At 67.4% G+C, this 14264-nt stretch carries 12 protein-coding genes; 6 read left to right on the top strand and 6 right to left on the bottom strand.

From position 1 onward, the window contains the following. Nucleotides 1–41 precede the first annotated feature (41 nt). Nucleotides 42–3617 (bottom strand): transcription-repair coupling factor, encoded by a 3576-nt coding sequence (mfd, locus tag GONAM_RS14155; protein ID WP_006867438.1) that lies wholly within the window; start codon nucleotides 3615–3617, stop codon nucleotides 42–44. Between the two features lie 70 nt (nucleotides 3618–3687). On the opposite strand from mfd, the gene GONAM_RS14150 reads away from it, so the two are divergent. Then, complete coding sequence (locus GONAM_RS14150; protein ID WP_006867437.1) at nucleotides 3688–4245, top strand: GNAT family N-acetyltransferase; 558 nt, start codon at nucleotides 3688–3690, stop codon at nucleotides 4243–4245. 7 nt (nucleotides 4246–4252) lie between these two features. On the opposite strand, the gene GONAM_RS14145 is transcribed toward GONAM_RS14150, so the two are convergent. Next, a complete protein-coding gene (locus GONAM_RS14145) occupies nucleotides 4253–5836 on the bottom strand; it encodes a cation:proton antiporter domain-containing protein (protein ID WP_006867436.1) in 1584 nt (527 codons plus the stop codon). 155 nt (nucleotides 5837–5991) lie between these two features. Here GONAM_RS14145 and GONAM_RS14140 point away from each other — a divergent pair, with 155 nt between their 5' ends. Continuing rightward, a complete protein-coding gene (locus GONAM_RS14140) occupies nucleotides 5992–6786 on the top strand; it encodes a dioxygenase family protein (protein ID WP_006867435.1) in 795 nt (264 codons plus the stop codon). Here the strand turns inward: GONAM_RS14140 and GONAM_RS14135 are convergent. Together GONAM_RS14135 and GONAM_RS14130 are read right to left on the bottom strand one after the other, a co-directional pair. Further along, nucleotides 6783–7484 carry a TetR/AcrR family transcriptional regulator gene (locus GONAM_RS14135; RefSeq protein ID WP_006867434.1) on the bottom strand — a complete coding sequence of 234 codons (702 nt, stop codon included), beginning with the start codon at nucleotides 7482–7484 and terminating at the stop codon, nucleotides 6783–6785. The genes GONAM_RS14140 and GONAM_RS14135 overlap by 4 nt on opposite strands. Before the next feature lie 307 nt (nucleotides 7485–7791). Further along, nucleotides 7792–8457 (bottom strand): vitamin K epoxide reductase family protein, encoded by a 666-nt coding sequence (locus tag GONAM_RS14130; protein WP_006867433.1) that lies wholly within the window; start codon nucleotides 8455–8457, stop codon nucleotides 7792–7794. A gap of 197 nt (nucleotides 8458–8654) precedes the next feature. Between GONAM_RS14130 and GONAM_RS14125 the strand changes: the two genes are divergently transcribed. From GONAM_RS14125 to GONAM_RS14110, 4 genes are read left to right on the top strand one after another with little or no spacing between them, the layout of a single operon-like run. Beyond that, complete coding sequence (locus tag GONAM_RS14125) at nucleotides 8655–9299, top strand: ABC transporter permease (protein ID WP_006867432.1); 645 nt, start codon at nucleotides 8655–8657, stop codon at nucleotides 9297–9299. Continuing rightward, a complete protein-coding gene (locus GONAM_RS14120) occupies nucleotides 9296–10609 on the top strand; it encodes an ATP-binding cassette domain-containing protein (protein ID WP_006867431.1) in 1314 nt (437 codons plus the stop codon). Before GONAM_RS14125 ends, GONAM_RS14120 begins: the two co-directional genes overlap by 4 nt. Beyond that, nucleotides 10606–11421, top strand: a complete 816-nt coding sequence (locus GONAM_RS14115) for an ABC transporter permease (RefSeq protein WP_006867430.1) — start codon at nucleotides 10606–10608, stop codon at nucleotides 11419–11421. Before GONAM_RS14120 ends, GONAM_RS14115 begins: the two co-directional genes overlap by 4 nt. After that, a complete protein-coding gene (locus GONAM_RS14110) occupies nucleotides 11418–12386 on the top strand; it encodes a glycine betaine ABC transporter substrate-binding protein (protein WP_006867429.1) in 969 nt (322 codons plus the stop codon). Before GONAM_RS14115 ends, GONAM_RS14110 begins: the two co-directional genes overlap by 4 nt. 459 nt (nucleotides 12387–12845) lie before the next feature. Here GONAM_RS14110 and GONAM_RS22690 read toward each other — a convergent pair whose 3' ends face one another. Both GONAM_RS22690 and GONAM_RS14105 read right to left on the bottom strand, forming a co-directional pair. Further along, a complete protein-coding gene (locus GONAM_RS22690) occupies nucleotides 12846–13028 on the bottom strand; it encodes a hypothetical protein (protein ID WP_006867428.1) in 183 nt (60 codons plus the stop codon). Further along, nucleotides 13021–14157 carry an LLM class flavin-dependent oxidoreductase gene (locus GONAM_RS14105; protein ID WP_006867427.1) on the bottom strand — a complete coding sequence of 379 codons (1137 nt, stop codon included), beginning with the start codon at nucleotides 14155–14157 and terminating at the stop codon, nucleotides 13021–13023. The genes GONAM_RS22690 and GONAM_RS14105 overlap by 8 nt, the downstream gene beginning before the upstream one ends. Nucleotides 14158–14264 lie beyond the last annotated feature (107 nt).

Raw genomic sequence — 14264 nt, 5'->3', positions numbered from 1 at the left:
CCCGAACCCGTCGACGCCCGCCCGCATCGCCGACAACCGGTTCAGCCGTTCGGCTCCGGCTTCAGCTGCGTCAAGAACGTCGTGAGGTACTCGATGAGCTCGTCGTCGCGTAGACGGGCCGATCCCACTCCCCCGGTCCGCGGGATCGGGAGCGTGACCAGCGACGTCGTCGCGCGGTAGGTCGCCGAGGAGTAGAGCCTGCGGAGACGCACCTGCTCGCTGTCGAGGAGCGGCAGCGGCGAGATCTTGACTCCCTGCCCGGCGAGTCCGATCTCGGTGATGCCGCGTTCGCGGCACCGCAGACGCAGACGGGCGATCGACGCCAGACGCGTCGTCTCGACCGGCGGCGGACCATAGCGGTCGTTGAGCTCGACGAGCACGGCGTCGACCGCGGCGTCGTCGGTGGCCGACGCCAGCTTGCGGTACGCCTCCAGACGGAGACGGTCGGAGTCGACGTACTCGACCGGGATGTGCGCGTCCACCGGAAGGTCGATCCGCACTTCCCCGGTCTCCTGGGTCTCAACGGGTTTGCCGTCGGCGGCAGCGCGATACGCCTCGACGGCCTCGCCGACGAGCCGCACGTAGAGGTCGAAACCGACGCCCGCGACGTGGCCGGACTGTTCGGCACCGAGAACGTTTCCGGCGCCGCGCAATTCGAGATCCTTGAGTGCCACGGCCATACCGGCGCCGAGCTCGTTGTTCTGGGCGATCGTCGCAAGCCGGTCGTAGGCGGTCTCGGTCAGCGGCCGGTCCGGACTGTAGAGCAGGTAGGCGTAACCGCGTTCGCGACTACGGCCGACGCGTCCGCGCAGCTGATGGAGCTGTGAGAGACCGAGGTTCTCGGCGCGGTCGACGATGAGGGTGTTGGCGTTGGAGATGTCGAGACCGGTCTCGATGATGGTCGTACAGACGAGCACGTCGTATTCGCGGTTCCAGAATCCCGAGACCGTGCGCTCCAGCTGATCCTCACCCATCTGGCCATGGGCGACAACGACTCTCGCCTCGGGGACCATCGCGGCGATGTCCTTGGCCGTCTTGTCGATGGTCGAGACCCGGTTGTGCACGTAGAACACCTGGCCGTCGCGGAGCAACTCACGGCGGATCGCGGCGGCGACCTGTTTCGGCGCGTAGGCGCCGACGTAGGTGAGCACCGGGTGGCGCTCCTCCGGCGGGGTGAGGATCGTCGACATCTCGCGGATGCCGGCCATCGACATCTCCAGGGTGCGCGGGATCGGCGTCGCCGACATCGTCAGCACGTCGACGTGCGTACGCAGCGACTTGATGTGCTCTTTGTGTTCGACGCCGAAACGCTGTTCCTCGTCGACGATCACGAGACCGAGGTCTTTCCAGGTGACACCGGTCTGCAGAAGGCGGTGGGTGCCGATGACGATGTCGACCTCACCCTTGGCCATGGCCTCGGTGATCTCGCGGGATTCCTTGGGGTCGGTGAAGCGCGACAGCCCGCGCACCCGCACCGGGAAACCACTCATCCGCTCGGTGAACGTCTGCAGATGCTGTTGCGCGAGAATGGTCGTCGGCACGAGGACGGCGACCTGCTTGCCGTCCTGCACGGCCTTGAACGCGGCGCGCACGGCGATCTCGGTCTTGCCGTAGCCGACATCGCCGACGATGACGCGGTCCATCGGGACCGGACGTTCCATATCGGCCTTGACCTCGGCGATGACGGTCAGCTGATCGATCGTCTCGGTGAAGTCGAAGGCGTCTTCCATCTCCTGCTGCCACGGGGTGTCCGGCCCGAAGGCGTGTCCCGGGGCGGCGTGGCGCGCGGCGTAGAGCTGCACGAGCTCACCGGCGATCTCGCGAACGGCCTTGCGCGCCTTGCGCTTGGTGTTCTGCCAGTCCGACCCGCCGAGCTTGGACAACGACGGTTGTTCGCCGCCGACGTACCGGGACAGCTGGTCGAGTGCGTCCATCGGCACGTACAACCGGTCGGCCGGCTGACCGCGTTTGCTCGACGCATATTCGAGGACCAGGTACTCGCGCCGTGCACCCGAGACGGTGCGTTCGATCATCTCGACGAACTTGCCGATGCCGTGCTGGTCGTGCACGACGAGGTCGCCGGCGGTCAGGGCCAGCGGGTCGACCTGGTTGCGGCGCTTGGCCGGGAGTTTGCGACCGTCTCGGACGTTCGCGACGCGGGTACCGGTGAGATCTGCCTCGGTGACCACCACGAGTCCGGCATCGGCACAGACGATTCCGTTACGCAGCGTGGCACCGAAGACCGCGACCTCGCCCGGCTCGGGACGATGCCCCGGCTCGGCGATGACATACGGGACCTCGGCCTCGGACAGTCGTTCGCCGACGCGCTGGGCGGTGCCCTTGCCGGTGACGACGATGGCGGCGGTCTTGCCGTCGGACACGTGGGCCCGCAGCTGGGCGAAGGTGGCCGCGATCTCGCGCTCGTCGCCGCGCGGCGCGGGTCCGGGGGCGAGGTCGAGTTCGAGTTCGTTCCCGCTGCCGGTGGACAGCGGTGACAGCGTCCACCAGGGTCGCTTGGCCTGAAGCGTCGCCTCGCGCACGTCGCCGAGCGAGCGGTAGGCGCTGGCCTGCAGGTCGATGCCGGTCCCCGATCGCGGGTCGATCGGTGCGTTCGCACCCATCGCCGCGGCCGACCAGGACGCCTCGAGGAACTCCGCACCGGTCTTGGACAGGTCCGCGGCCCGGGTCCGGACCTTCTCGGGGTCGAGGATGAGCACCCGCGTCCCGTCGGGGACGACTTCGGTGAGGAGTTGCATCTCGCCGTCCACGAGCGCCGGGATGAGTGCTTCCATCCCCTCCACGGGAATGCCCTCGGCCAGTTTGCCGAGCATCTCGTTGAGGGCGGTGTCGTCAGGGTTCTCCGCCGCGAGATCGCTTGCGCGCGTACGTACCTTCTCTGTCAGCAGCAGTTCGCGACCCGGGTGGATGCGAACCTCGGAGGCGTCGACCTCGGGCTGGCTGCGCTGATCGGCGACCGAGAACGCCCGGATCTCGGTGATCTCGTCGCCCCAGAACTCGACGCGGACCGGATGGTCGGCGGTCGTCGGGAAGACGTCGAGGATGCCGCCGCGGACCGCGAACTCGCCACGACGTCCGACCATGTCCACGCGTTCGTACGCCATCTCGACGAGCTGGGCGAGCAGACCGTCGAAGTCGACCTCGATGCCCTCGCGCAGGGTGACGGTGGCGACCTCGCCGAGGCCCGGGGCCATCGGCTGTACGAGCGAGCGGACCGTGGTGACCACGACTCGCAGCGGGTTGTCACCGGGATTGGCGAGACGGTGCAGAACCGCGAGGCGCTGGCCGACGGTGTCCGCGCTCGGCGACAGCCGCTCGTGCGGAAGGGTCTCCCACGAGGGGAACTGCGCCACCGCATCGGGATCGTCGAGAAGTTCGGCCAGCTCGGCCGTCAGGTCGTCGGCCTCACGACCGTTGGCCGAGACGACCAGCAGCGGGGCGTCGGAGCCGGCGGCCAGACAGGAGACGAGGAACGGCCGGGCCGCGTCGGGCGCGGTGATGTCGAGGCGACGTTCGGCACGGCGTTCGTGCACCTCGCGGAAGGATTTGTCCGCACACGCGAGCGCGGCCAGACCGGACAGGGCACGGGGCGTCGACACTCGCTCGATTGTATTGGGCCCCGATGACAGCAGTGGAGTCGGGCGACCACGCTCGCCTAATCTCATCCGCATGACCGAGCCCGAATCCGTGGTCGACGCCGCCGGGGTCCAGGTGTCCGACGCCACCATCGACGATCTCGAGGCGGTCGCCGAGATCTATGCGCACTACGTGCAGAACACCGTCGCGACCTTCGACTACGTCGCGCCCACGCTCGACCAGTGGCACGCCAAGTACGCGGCGATCACCGGCGCCGGGCGGCCGTTCGTGGTGGCACGAACACTCGACGAGACGAGCACCGAACGGATCGTCGGTTACGCCTACCTCGGCACGTTCCGCGGGATGCCGGCGTACGACCGGTCCACCGAGGACTCGATCTACGTCCGTCCGGGCTACGGCGGTCGCGGTGTCGGGTCGGCACTGATGGCCGGGATGCTCGACCGCGCGAACCGCGACAACGTGCGTCAGATCGTCGCGGTCATCGCGGCCACCGGTGGGGCGGGATCCATCGCCCTGCACTCGCGGTTCGGGTTCACCGAGGTCGGGCGCCTGCGGTCGATCGGCCTCAAGGCCGACCAGTGGATCGACTGCGTGTACATGCAGAAAGACCTCTGGGAACACTCCTCGTAGTCAGGTCTCAGCGGTCGAGTCCCGCGGCCTCGGCGGCGGCGTCGGCCAGACCGACGCCGGTGCCCTCGTAGATGTGGAAGGCGACGTCGGCGCCGCGGCCGAGCAGTTCGTCGCGTTCGTCGTCGTACTGGGCGACGACGGCGATGGTGCCGTCGAAGTCCCGTTCCTCCACCCGGTCGAGGGCCACCAGATTGGACCCGTGGAACGGCATGGCCATCACGAGGATGTCGAGGTCGGAGACTCCTTCGCACCGTTCCCAGAAGCCCGTCTCGGTCGCGTCCGCCTCGATCACGCGAAATCCTCGCCCGCGCAGGTTCGCCACCTTGAGCGGGTCGTTCTCGACGCCGACGACGTCCAGCCCGTACTCGTCGACCAGACGGTTGTAGACCGAACTGCCGACCCGGCCGAGACCGAAGACGACCGCACGGGCGGGCGACAGGTCGATCGCCGCGTCATCGGGATGGGCGCTCGCGGCCGCCGTTCTCGGGACGTATGCCGAGAGCCGGGCCACCAGGTTGGAGCCGCGACGGTTGACGAGGGTCGAGAACACGAAGCTCGCGGCGACCGCGACGGAGGTGACCACCAGCCAGTCGTCGTCGACCAGGTCGTTGCTCACCCCGTTGGAGATGACGATGAGCCCGAACTCGGAGAAGTTCGCCAGCGCGAGACCGGCCAGGATCGAGGTGCGCCGGCGCAGGCCGAACATGGCCAGCACGAAGGTGAACAGCGCCGCCTCGAGCGGCAGGAGGACCACGAGGACCAGGCCGAGGATCACCGTGTCGAGGGTCGGCGTGACGTGGAGACCGATCGAGACGAAGAAGCCCACCAGAAGCAGTTCACGGAGTCCGAACAGGGTGCGGGACAACTCGCCGGCACGCGGATGCGAGGCCAGCAGCACGCCGATCACCATCGCGCCGAAGTCGCCTTTGATGCCGACGGATTCGAACAGCCAGTACCCCGGCACGAGCGCCATGGTGACGCCGAAGAGAGTCTGGAGTTCGCCGTGCCCGAGGCGGTTCCAGAGTCGACGGACGATGTACGCGCCGGGGACGAGGAGTAGCAGTGCGAATGCCCACGGACTGGGCGGTTCCCCACTCATCGCGGTGAGGTAGACGACCGCGACGACGTCCTGGAGAACCAGGATGCCGATGGCGATTCGGCCGTAGAGGGAGTGGGACTCCGAGCGCTCGTCGAGGACCTGGACCACGAAGACGGTGCTCGAGAACGACAGTGCGAAACCGAGAAGGGCGAGCGTCTTCCAACTCTCACCCATCAGCATCTGCACGCCGAGCGTCGACAGCAGTCCGAGAAAGCCGGTGGTGAGGCCGAGGAGCACCGCGAGATTGAGTCCGGTGGTGAGGAAGACCTCGCGCCGGTAGAGCATCCGCAGGTCGAGTTTGAGACCGATGGTGAACAGCAGGATCGTCACGCCCAGATCCGCGAGGGTGTCGATGATCGGCAGGTCGTCGATGCCCGGCGCGTGCAGGATGAAGCCTGCCGCCAGATATCCGACCAGCGTCGGCAGCCGGACCAGTCGCGCCAGGAAGCCGCATCCGAAGATGACGACGAGATAGATGCCGACTGTCTCCACGTGCCGGGAGTCCCTTCCGCTCTGGGCCGCGAGCCGCCGCCGGGGATGTCTGGAACGTTATCGCCGCACGCTGGACGACGTGGGCGGCCACGCCGATCACGTCCCCTTCGCGGCCCTCGGAAACAAAACGGACCACAGTCCGGTTATGATTGGGCGTGCTCAGCTCGAACTCCCCCGCCCGGCCGCCCGCGCTCTTCCTGTCCCACGGCGCACCGCCGCTCGTCGACAGTCCCACCTGGGTGCACCAGCTGGAGAACCTCGCCGGCGAGCTCGCCCGTCCGACGGCGATCCTCATCGTGTCCGCACACTGGGAGGCGGCGCCCCTGACCATCGGCTCCACCGACCCCCGGACCCCGCTGACCTACGACTTCGGCGGCTTTCCGGAGAAGTACTACCGCGTCCAGTACCGGTCGCCGGGCGCCCCGGACCTGGCCCGACGCGTCGCCGCGATGATGCCCGACGGCGAGCCGATCGCCCATGACCCCGACCGTCGCCTCGACCACGGCGCCTACGTGCCGATGACCGTCATGTATCCCGAGGCGGACATCCCGGTCCTGCAGATCTCCCTGCCGACCCTCGACCCCGAGCGGTTGCTCGAACTGGGTCGACGCCTCAAGCCGTTGCGTGACGAGGGCGTGCTGATCATCGGATCCGGCTTCACCACCCACGGCCTGCCGTTCCTGCGCGACTGGCGGCCCGAGGCGGCTCCGCCGAGCTGGTCGGCCGAATTCGACGCCTGGGCCGCCGAACGATTCGCCGCCGGAGATGTGGAGTCGCTCATCCGCTTTCGGCAGACCGCACCCGGCATGCCGTACGCACATCCGACGATCGAACACTTCGCGCCGCTGTTCGTCGCGCTCGGCGCGAGCGACGACGCCGAACAGCGCCCGGATCAGGTCATCGACGGGTTCTGGATGGGACTCTCCAAGCGAAGCCTGGTGCTCGCCTAACCGTCCTCGGCCGTCGTCCGCTCGAGGGGTTCGACGTAGTCGGGGCCGACGAGATCCGGTGACGGGTCGAGGCGGGTCAGCCCGTTCCAGCAGAGGTTCACCAGGTGGGCGGCGACGACCTCCTTCGACGGTTCACGGACGTCGAGCCACCACTGGGCAGTCGACGACACCATGCCCACGAGGGCCTGCGCGTACAGCGGGGCGAGGGCCGGGTCGAAGCCGCGGCGTTCGAAGTCGCCGGCCAGGATGTGTTCGACCTGGCTCACGGCATCGTTGAGAAGGCTTGAGTAGGTGGCCGTTTCACCGGTCGACGCGGTGCTGTCGCCGCGGACGAGGATGCGGAACCCGTCCGTGCGCTCCTCCATGTAGGTGAGCAACGCGAGCGCGACCTGTTGAATGCGGTACAGCGACCGGTTCTTCGACAGCGACGCGGTCACCATCTCGAGCAGCGTCTCCATCTCACGATCGACGACGACCGCGTAGAGACCTTCCTTGCCACCGAAGTGTTCGTACACGATCGGCTTGGAAACACCTGCGCGCTGCGCGATCTCCTCGATGGAGGTCCCCTCGTAACCGCGTTCGGCGAACAGTCCGCGCGCCACCTCGATCAGCTGTAACCGACGCTGCGCACCGGTCATCCGCGCCCGGGGTGCGCGCTGCACCTCGGCCGCACCCTCCGCCGGACGTCCGATCGCCATGCGCCAAGCCTAGGACGAGACGCCGCGGAATCACGAATGTTGCGCCATTCTCGCTCCTGAGGTGCGAGCGTCTCTGCTCCGTGATCCGAAAGAGCGTGACGCACCCAGGTCCGATGCCTGAGGTGCGAGGAGCGCAAGCCGCCGGGCTGAGAAGCGACGAAGGAGCGTATCGAAGTCGACGAGCCACGAAGGCCTGGTGAGACACCGTCGCTCACCTGACTACCGGTCGACGTCAACCCGACCGGCAGACTTCGATCGAAGTCTGCCGGTCGAGTTGAGGTTCGACAGTCGGGATCCGGGCGCTTCCTCAGTACAGACTCGACCAGTACGACCAGAAGCGCACCGCGATGAGCACGATCACGACCGCCACGAAGAGCACCAGGATCAGGGCGTGACTGCGGGCGACCGCGAGTGCCACCCCGGATCGCGAGGTCAGGCCGCTCGCGTGGAGGTTGCGCACGCTGACGAACACGAAGATCGGCAGGGTCACCGCCCACACGACCATGCAGTACGGGCACAGCGCGCCGATCGAGTAGAGGCTCGAATAGATCAGCCAACAGATGAAGGTCATCGCCGCGGTCACGCCGACCTGCAGTCCCGCCCAGTACCAGCCCGCGAGACGTGCACCCGCGAGGATCGCCACCCCGGTGGTGACCACCACCGCGAAACCGGCGATGCCCAGCAACGGGTTCGGGAACCCGAACAGGGCGGCCTGTGGTTTGCCCATCACCGACCCGCAGCTCAGGACCGGGTTGAAGTTGCATGACGGCACATAATCGGGGTTTTTGAAGAGCTCGATGCGTTCGACGGTCAGCACGAAGGACGCCACGAACCCGATCGCGCCGCCGACGGCCAGGACCCAGGCGACGATCCGCGTCCAGGAACGGACGGCTTCGGCGAGAAGGGCCCGGTCGTCGTCCGGATCGAGCTCTGTCGTGGTCGGTGTCGCTTCGGCGGGGGCGCTCTCACTCACCCATCCAGGATGACACCGTCCGACGTGGTCACCGACCTTCGGCGTGCACGGAATCGTGCCGATTGTGACCGCCCGCAACCAGTGGAGGGTTATCCGCTCACGGTGAGGGTAAAGGCACGCGTGATCCGACAAATGTCGGCACCGGCCCACGCAGATGCGTAATGTCGCATTCACCAAAAGGGGATGGGAACACAACCGTGCAATTGTGGGATTACATCGGCGACAACGCTCGCTCCCTCACGTTCTTGACGTATCAACATGCGTCGCTGTCCTTCCAGACCGTGCTGGTCGGCACCCTCGTCGCCATCGCGGTCGCCGCGCTGGTCTATCGGCTTCCACTGGCATCGGCACTCACCTTGACGTCCAGTCGTGTGGCGCTGACGATTCCGTCGCTCGCCCTGCTCGCGCTGCTGATCGTCCCGTTCGGGCTCGGCGTGACACCGTCGTTCCTGATGCTCGCGTTCTTCGCGATGCTCCCGGTGATCGGCAACGCGGTGGTCGGCTTGCGTTCGGTGCCGCCCTCGGTCGTCGAATCCGCCCGCGGCATCGGGCTTTCGCGCTGGCGCATCCTGCTGACGGTCGAACTACCGATCGCATGGCCGGTGATCTTGACCGGAATCCGGGTGTCCACGCAGATGATCGTCGGCGTCGCGGCGATCGTCGCCTACGTCCTCGGCCCCGGCCTGGGATCATTGATCTTCAACGGCCTCGCACGACTCGGCGGCGCGAACGCCCTCGAATCAGCGCTCGCCGGAACACTTCTCATCGTCATCATCGCGCTCGTCTTCGACGCTCTTCTGGTTCTGCTCGGCCGACTCACCATCTCCAAGGGACTCTCATGACCGACTCCACCACCGCCCCGTCGTCGAAATCATCGACCGGCCAACCGACCTCCGGCGCCAACGGTCGCGTCGTCACCGGCGAATCGATCCGGCTCGAAGGCGTCGTCAAGCGCTACCGGGGCCAGTCCAAGCCCGCGGTCGCACAACTCGACCTCGAGATCGACGCCGGCGACATCGTCGCCTTCGTCGGCCCGTCGGGTTGCGGCAAGACCACGACCCTCAAGATGATCAACCGGCTCATCGAGCCCACCGAGGGTCGCATCTACATCGGTGGACGCGATGTGACCGAGGAGAATCCGGACAAGCTCCGCCAGTCCATCGGTTACGTCATCCAGTCCGGCGGACTCTTCCCCCACTGGTCGGTCAGCAAGAACATCGGCACCATCCCGCGAATTCTCAAGTGGGACAAGAAACGCATCGCCGAACGCACCGAATACCTGATGGACCTGGTCGGACTCGACGCCGCGACCTTCGCCGACCGCCTGCCCAAGGACATGTCCGGCGGCCAGCAGCAGCGCGTCGGCGTGGCCCGTGCCCTGGCTGCCGATCCGCCCGTCCTGCTGATGGACGAACCGTTCGGTGCCGTCGATCCCATCACACGAGCCCGCCTGCAGGACAAGCTCATCGCCATCCAACACGAGCTGGGAAAGACGATCGTCATCGTCACCCACGATTTCGAAGAGGCCACCAAACTCGGCGACAAGGTCCTGATCCTCTCCGAGGGCGGACACATCGAACAGTTCGCCCCGCCGGAGGAGATCCTCGCCAACCCCGCCAGCCCGTTCGTCGAGGAGTTCGTCGGTTCCGGCGCAACACTGGCCCATCTGACCCTCACCCGCGTGCGCGACGTCGACATCAAGCAGGTGGTCACCGCCCGTGTCGGGGAATCGTCCGGCGGCGTCGTCGCCCGCGCCCGGGCCGCCGGCGAGGACTGGTTGGTCGTCGTCGACGATCACGGCCGGCCTCGGGCCTGGCCCAGCGTCGCCGAGGTCGCGGCGAAACCCGAGGTGTCGGACTACCTCGACCCGCGGCTGCCCGTCGTCGCACAGTCGTCGACGCTCAACGACGCGCTCGACTCGATGCTCGCGACCAGCCAGGGCGGCGTCCTCGTCACCGACGGACGCGGCGCGGCCATCGGCGCGCTGAACATCGCGTCGGTGATGGAGGCGATCCGTGGCCAGCTCGCGGACGTCCGCGACGACGACCACGTCGGCTACCTCGATCACACCGAGGGAACCGCGCCTGCCGAGACCCCGGTCGTCGCGGCCGACGACGAGTCCTCCCCCGCCGAACCGAGCGCCGAGCGATGACCGCCGTCGCCGACGAGTCCGCGCGGGTCACCGCGGCATCAGAGGCCCCGGTCCAACCACCTCGGAACGGTTTCCGACGCCGGTTCGCGAAGGTGCCCATCGACGTCTGGTTCGAGCCGCTGGTGATCATCGTGATCGGCGTCGGGTTCCTGATCTGGTACCAGCGCACCACGTTCACCGAGACCGAGTCCGCCTCGATGTCGTGGCCGGCCCTACGATCGACGATCCTCGACCACATCCAGCTCACTCTCACCGCGACCGTGATCGTGGTGTGCATCGCGATCCCGCTCGGAATCGCCTTGACCCGGCCATCCCTGAAGTGGCTCAACCCGATTGCGGTCAACATCGCCAACATCGGGCAGGCGGCCCCCGCCATCGGTCTGCTGGTGTTGTTCACGTTCTGGCTCGGCACCGGTTTCAACACCGCGGTCGTCGGTCTCGTCGTCTACGCCGTGCTGCCGATCCTGCAGAACACGATCGTCGGCCTGCGCCAGGTCGACCAGCGGACGGTCGAGGCCTCCCGCGGCATCGGATTGTCCGCGGTGCGAACGCTTTTCCAGGTCGAGCTGCCGCTCGCCGTTCCGGTGATCCTGAACGGTGTGCGCACGGCGCTGGTCATCCTGGTCGGTACCGCGACCCTGAGCACGTTCATCGGTGCGACGAGCCTCGGCACGCTCATCACCACCGGCATCACCCTGTTCTTGCCGAAACTGCTCGTCGCCGGCGCGATCCTGGTCGCGCTCCTGGCGATGACGATCGACTGGCTCGGACGGCTCGTCGAACTGGCCGCGACACCGCGAGGGATCTCATGAGAAAGTCCGTCCTGGCCGTCGTCACGGCGATGCTCATGGTGGTGGTCGCCGGCTGCGGGCTGGTGAGCTCATCGGGCACCTTTCGTGAGGCCTTCCTGACCGACGGGTCGACGCCCCTGGAGGGCACCAAGATCCGGGTGACGTCGAAGAACTTCACCGAGTCCGTCCTGTTGGGCAAGATCACCGCGACCTATTTGGGTGCGGCGGGTGCGGCGGTCGAGGACCTCACCAACGCACCGGGTTCCATGTCCTCACGGCAGGCGCTGCTCAACGGTGACGCCGACATCCTCTGGGAGTACACCGGCACCGCCTGGCAGACCTATCTGGGCGAGACGGAGACCATCTCCGACCCGAACGAGTTGTGGCAGCGGGTCCGCGACGCCGACCGCGCCAACGGCGCCGAGTGGTTGCCGCCGGCGTCGTTCAACAACACCTACGCGTTCGCGGCGTCGGCGCCCACGGCGAAGCGCCTCAACGTCAAGACCATGACGGACATCACGAAGCTCCCTGTGGCCGAGCGGACGTTCTGCATCAACGACGAGTTCCTGAGCCGCGCCGACGGGATGATCCCGATGCTCGAGGCCTACGACATGCCGCTCGGCACGCCCGACGGTGTGCCGAAGAACAACGTGACCACCATGGACTCCGGCGTCGTGTACACCTCGACGGCGAAGAGCGAGCCCTGCAACTTCGGCATGGTGTACTCCACCGACGGCCGGATCAAGAACCTCGATCTCACCGTCCTCGAGGACGACCGGAAGTTCTTCCTGCCGTACAGCGGATGCGTGGTCGTCAGCACCAAGCTCAACGAGGAGGCGCCGGAGATCGCCGAACTGATGGCGCCGGTGTCGGCCAAGCTGACCGACGCGGTGATGCAGGAACTCAACGGCCGCATCGACATCGACGGTGAGGACCCCGCCGACGTCGCCTACGACTGGCTGAAGGCCGAGGGGTTCATCGCCTAACCCTTTCGCTCCCTGAGGAGCGAAGAGCGCATGCGACGAGCCCCCTTTCGCTCCCTGATCCGAAAGAACGCGACGCACCGAGCTCTGCTGCCTGATCCGAAAGAACGCGACGCACCCAGCTCTGCTGCCTGAGGTGTGAGGAGCGCAAGCGACGAGCCTCGAAGGCCTGGTGAGACACCGTCGCCACCTAACTACCGGTCGACGTCAACCCGACAGGCAGACTTCGATCGACGTCTGCCGGTCGAGTTGAGGTTCGGCAGTCGGGAGCCGGGCGCCTCCTCAGGGAGCGGACCCTTTCGACCCTCACGACGGCCGGCTCACCGGCCGCGGGTACTGAGGTGCGAGCAGCGCAACGCCGAGCCCCCTTCGCTCCCTGAGGTGCGAGGACCGCAAGCGACGAGCCTCGAAGGGCCGGTGGCCCGAACTACGCAACCGCCGACGACAAGCGGCCCCGGTTCACTATCGCCTAGGTTGGTTGTCGCTCAGCGGCATCGGCGTCCGCGGCGCTTCAGGATGTAGCGCGGCTGCCGCGGCGAGGGTGTCGGCGTCGAGCCGGCTCCAGAGGTTCCCGAACACCTCGGCGAGCGAGTACCGGAGTCTGCCCCGGGAGGCACCGGCATACCAGGCGGCGTGATCAGTCATGCGATGCACCTTCCAGATCCCATGCGCGGGCGAGTAGTTCGTGCGATTGCAGGCGATGGTCGAAGTCGTGGGTGACGCTGGTGACGAGGAGTTCGTCGGCCTCGGTGACCCGGGCCAACGTGCGCAGCCCGTCGACGACGGTGTCGGGCGACCCGACGAACTGGGTGCGTATCCGGTCGTCGACGATCGCGCGCTGTTCGTCGTCGAGCGGGGGCGCGGTGTCGGGGTCGAGATACGGGGCGGCACCCGCACCGCTGCGGATGCTGTGGACCCAGTGCCCGTACGTCGACGCGCGGTGTCGTGCGGTCGCATCGTCCTCGGCGACAACCACATCCGCGGACACGACCACGTAGGGTTCGGCGAGTGCGGCCGACGGACGGAAGGCGCTGCGGTAGGCCTCGACCGCCTCGAGGACGGTGCTGGGGCTGACGTGATAGTTGGCGACGAACGGCAGTCCGCGTGCGCCGGCGGTCTGTGCGCTCTGGCCCTTGCTGCTGCCGAAGATCCAGACCTGCACATCCGCGCCACGTCCCGGGACCGCTGTCAGGGCGACGTCACCGAGGCGGAACTGTCCGTCGAGCAACGAGATCACGTCGCCGACGGCGTCGTCGAAGTCCGGTGGCTGCGCGCCCTCGAACTGGGAGGCCTCGTACGCGGCGACGACCCGCGGCGATCCGAGGAGCTTCTCCACCGGGAACGGCGACGGGATCAGCAGGCCGTCGACGACCTGGTCGGGCTGCGGTGTGGTGACCGGGCGGCTCCCAGACGTGACCTCGGCGCGGCGCTGTGCCGATCGTCCGAGCCCGAGATCGAGGCGACCCGGGTACAACGCGTCGATGGTGCCGAAGGCCTCGACGATCGAGACCGGCGTGTGCAGTCCGCTCTGCACCGCCGCCGACCCGACCCGGATCGTGTCCGTGGCCGCCGCGACCAAGCCGATGAGCGTCGTCGTCGACGAACTCGCGACCTCGACGAAATGGTGTTCGGCCAGCCAGAACCGCCGGTAGGCGAGCTGTTCGGCGTGCCGAGCGAGTTCCACCGCGCGTCGAACGGCGGTGGGTGCGTCCGAACCGTCGACCACGGGCGCGAGATCCAGCACCGACAGTGGGATCGCCGCGGCTGATGACATGACGCTCCTCCGGTGGCGTGACGCTGACCCCACCAGGAAGCCTGCTCATCGCCGTCTGCGGAAGGGTTTGGCCCAACCCGATCGGATGGGCATCGCATCGGAATCCT

Source organism: Gordonia namibiensis NBRC 108229 (genome assembly GCF_000298235.1).
In the GTDB taxonomy this organism is placed as follows: domain Bacteria; phylum Actinomycetota; class Actinomycetes; order Mycobacteriales; family Mycobacteriaceae; genus Gordonia; species Gordonia namibiensis.
Note: the sequence above shows the minus strand (reverse complement) of the source record. Positions and strands in the feature narration are given on the sequence as shown.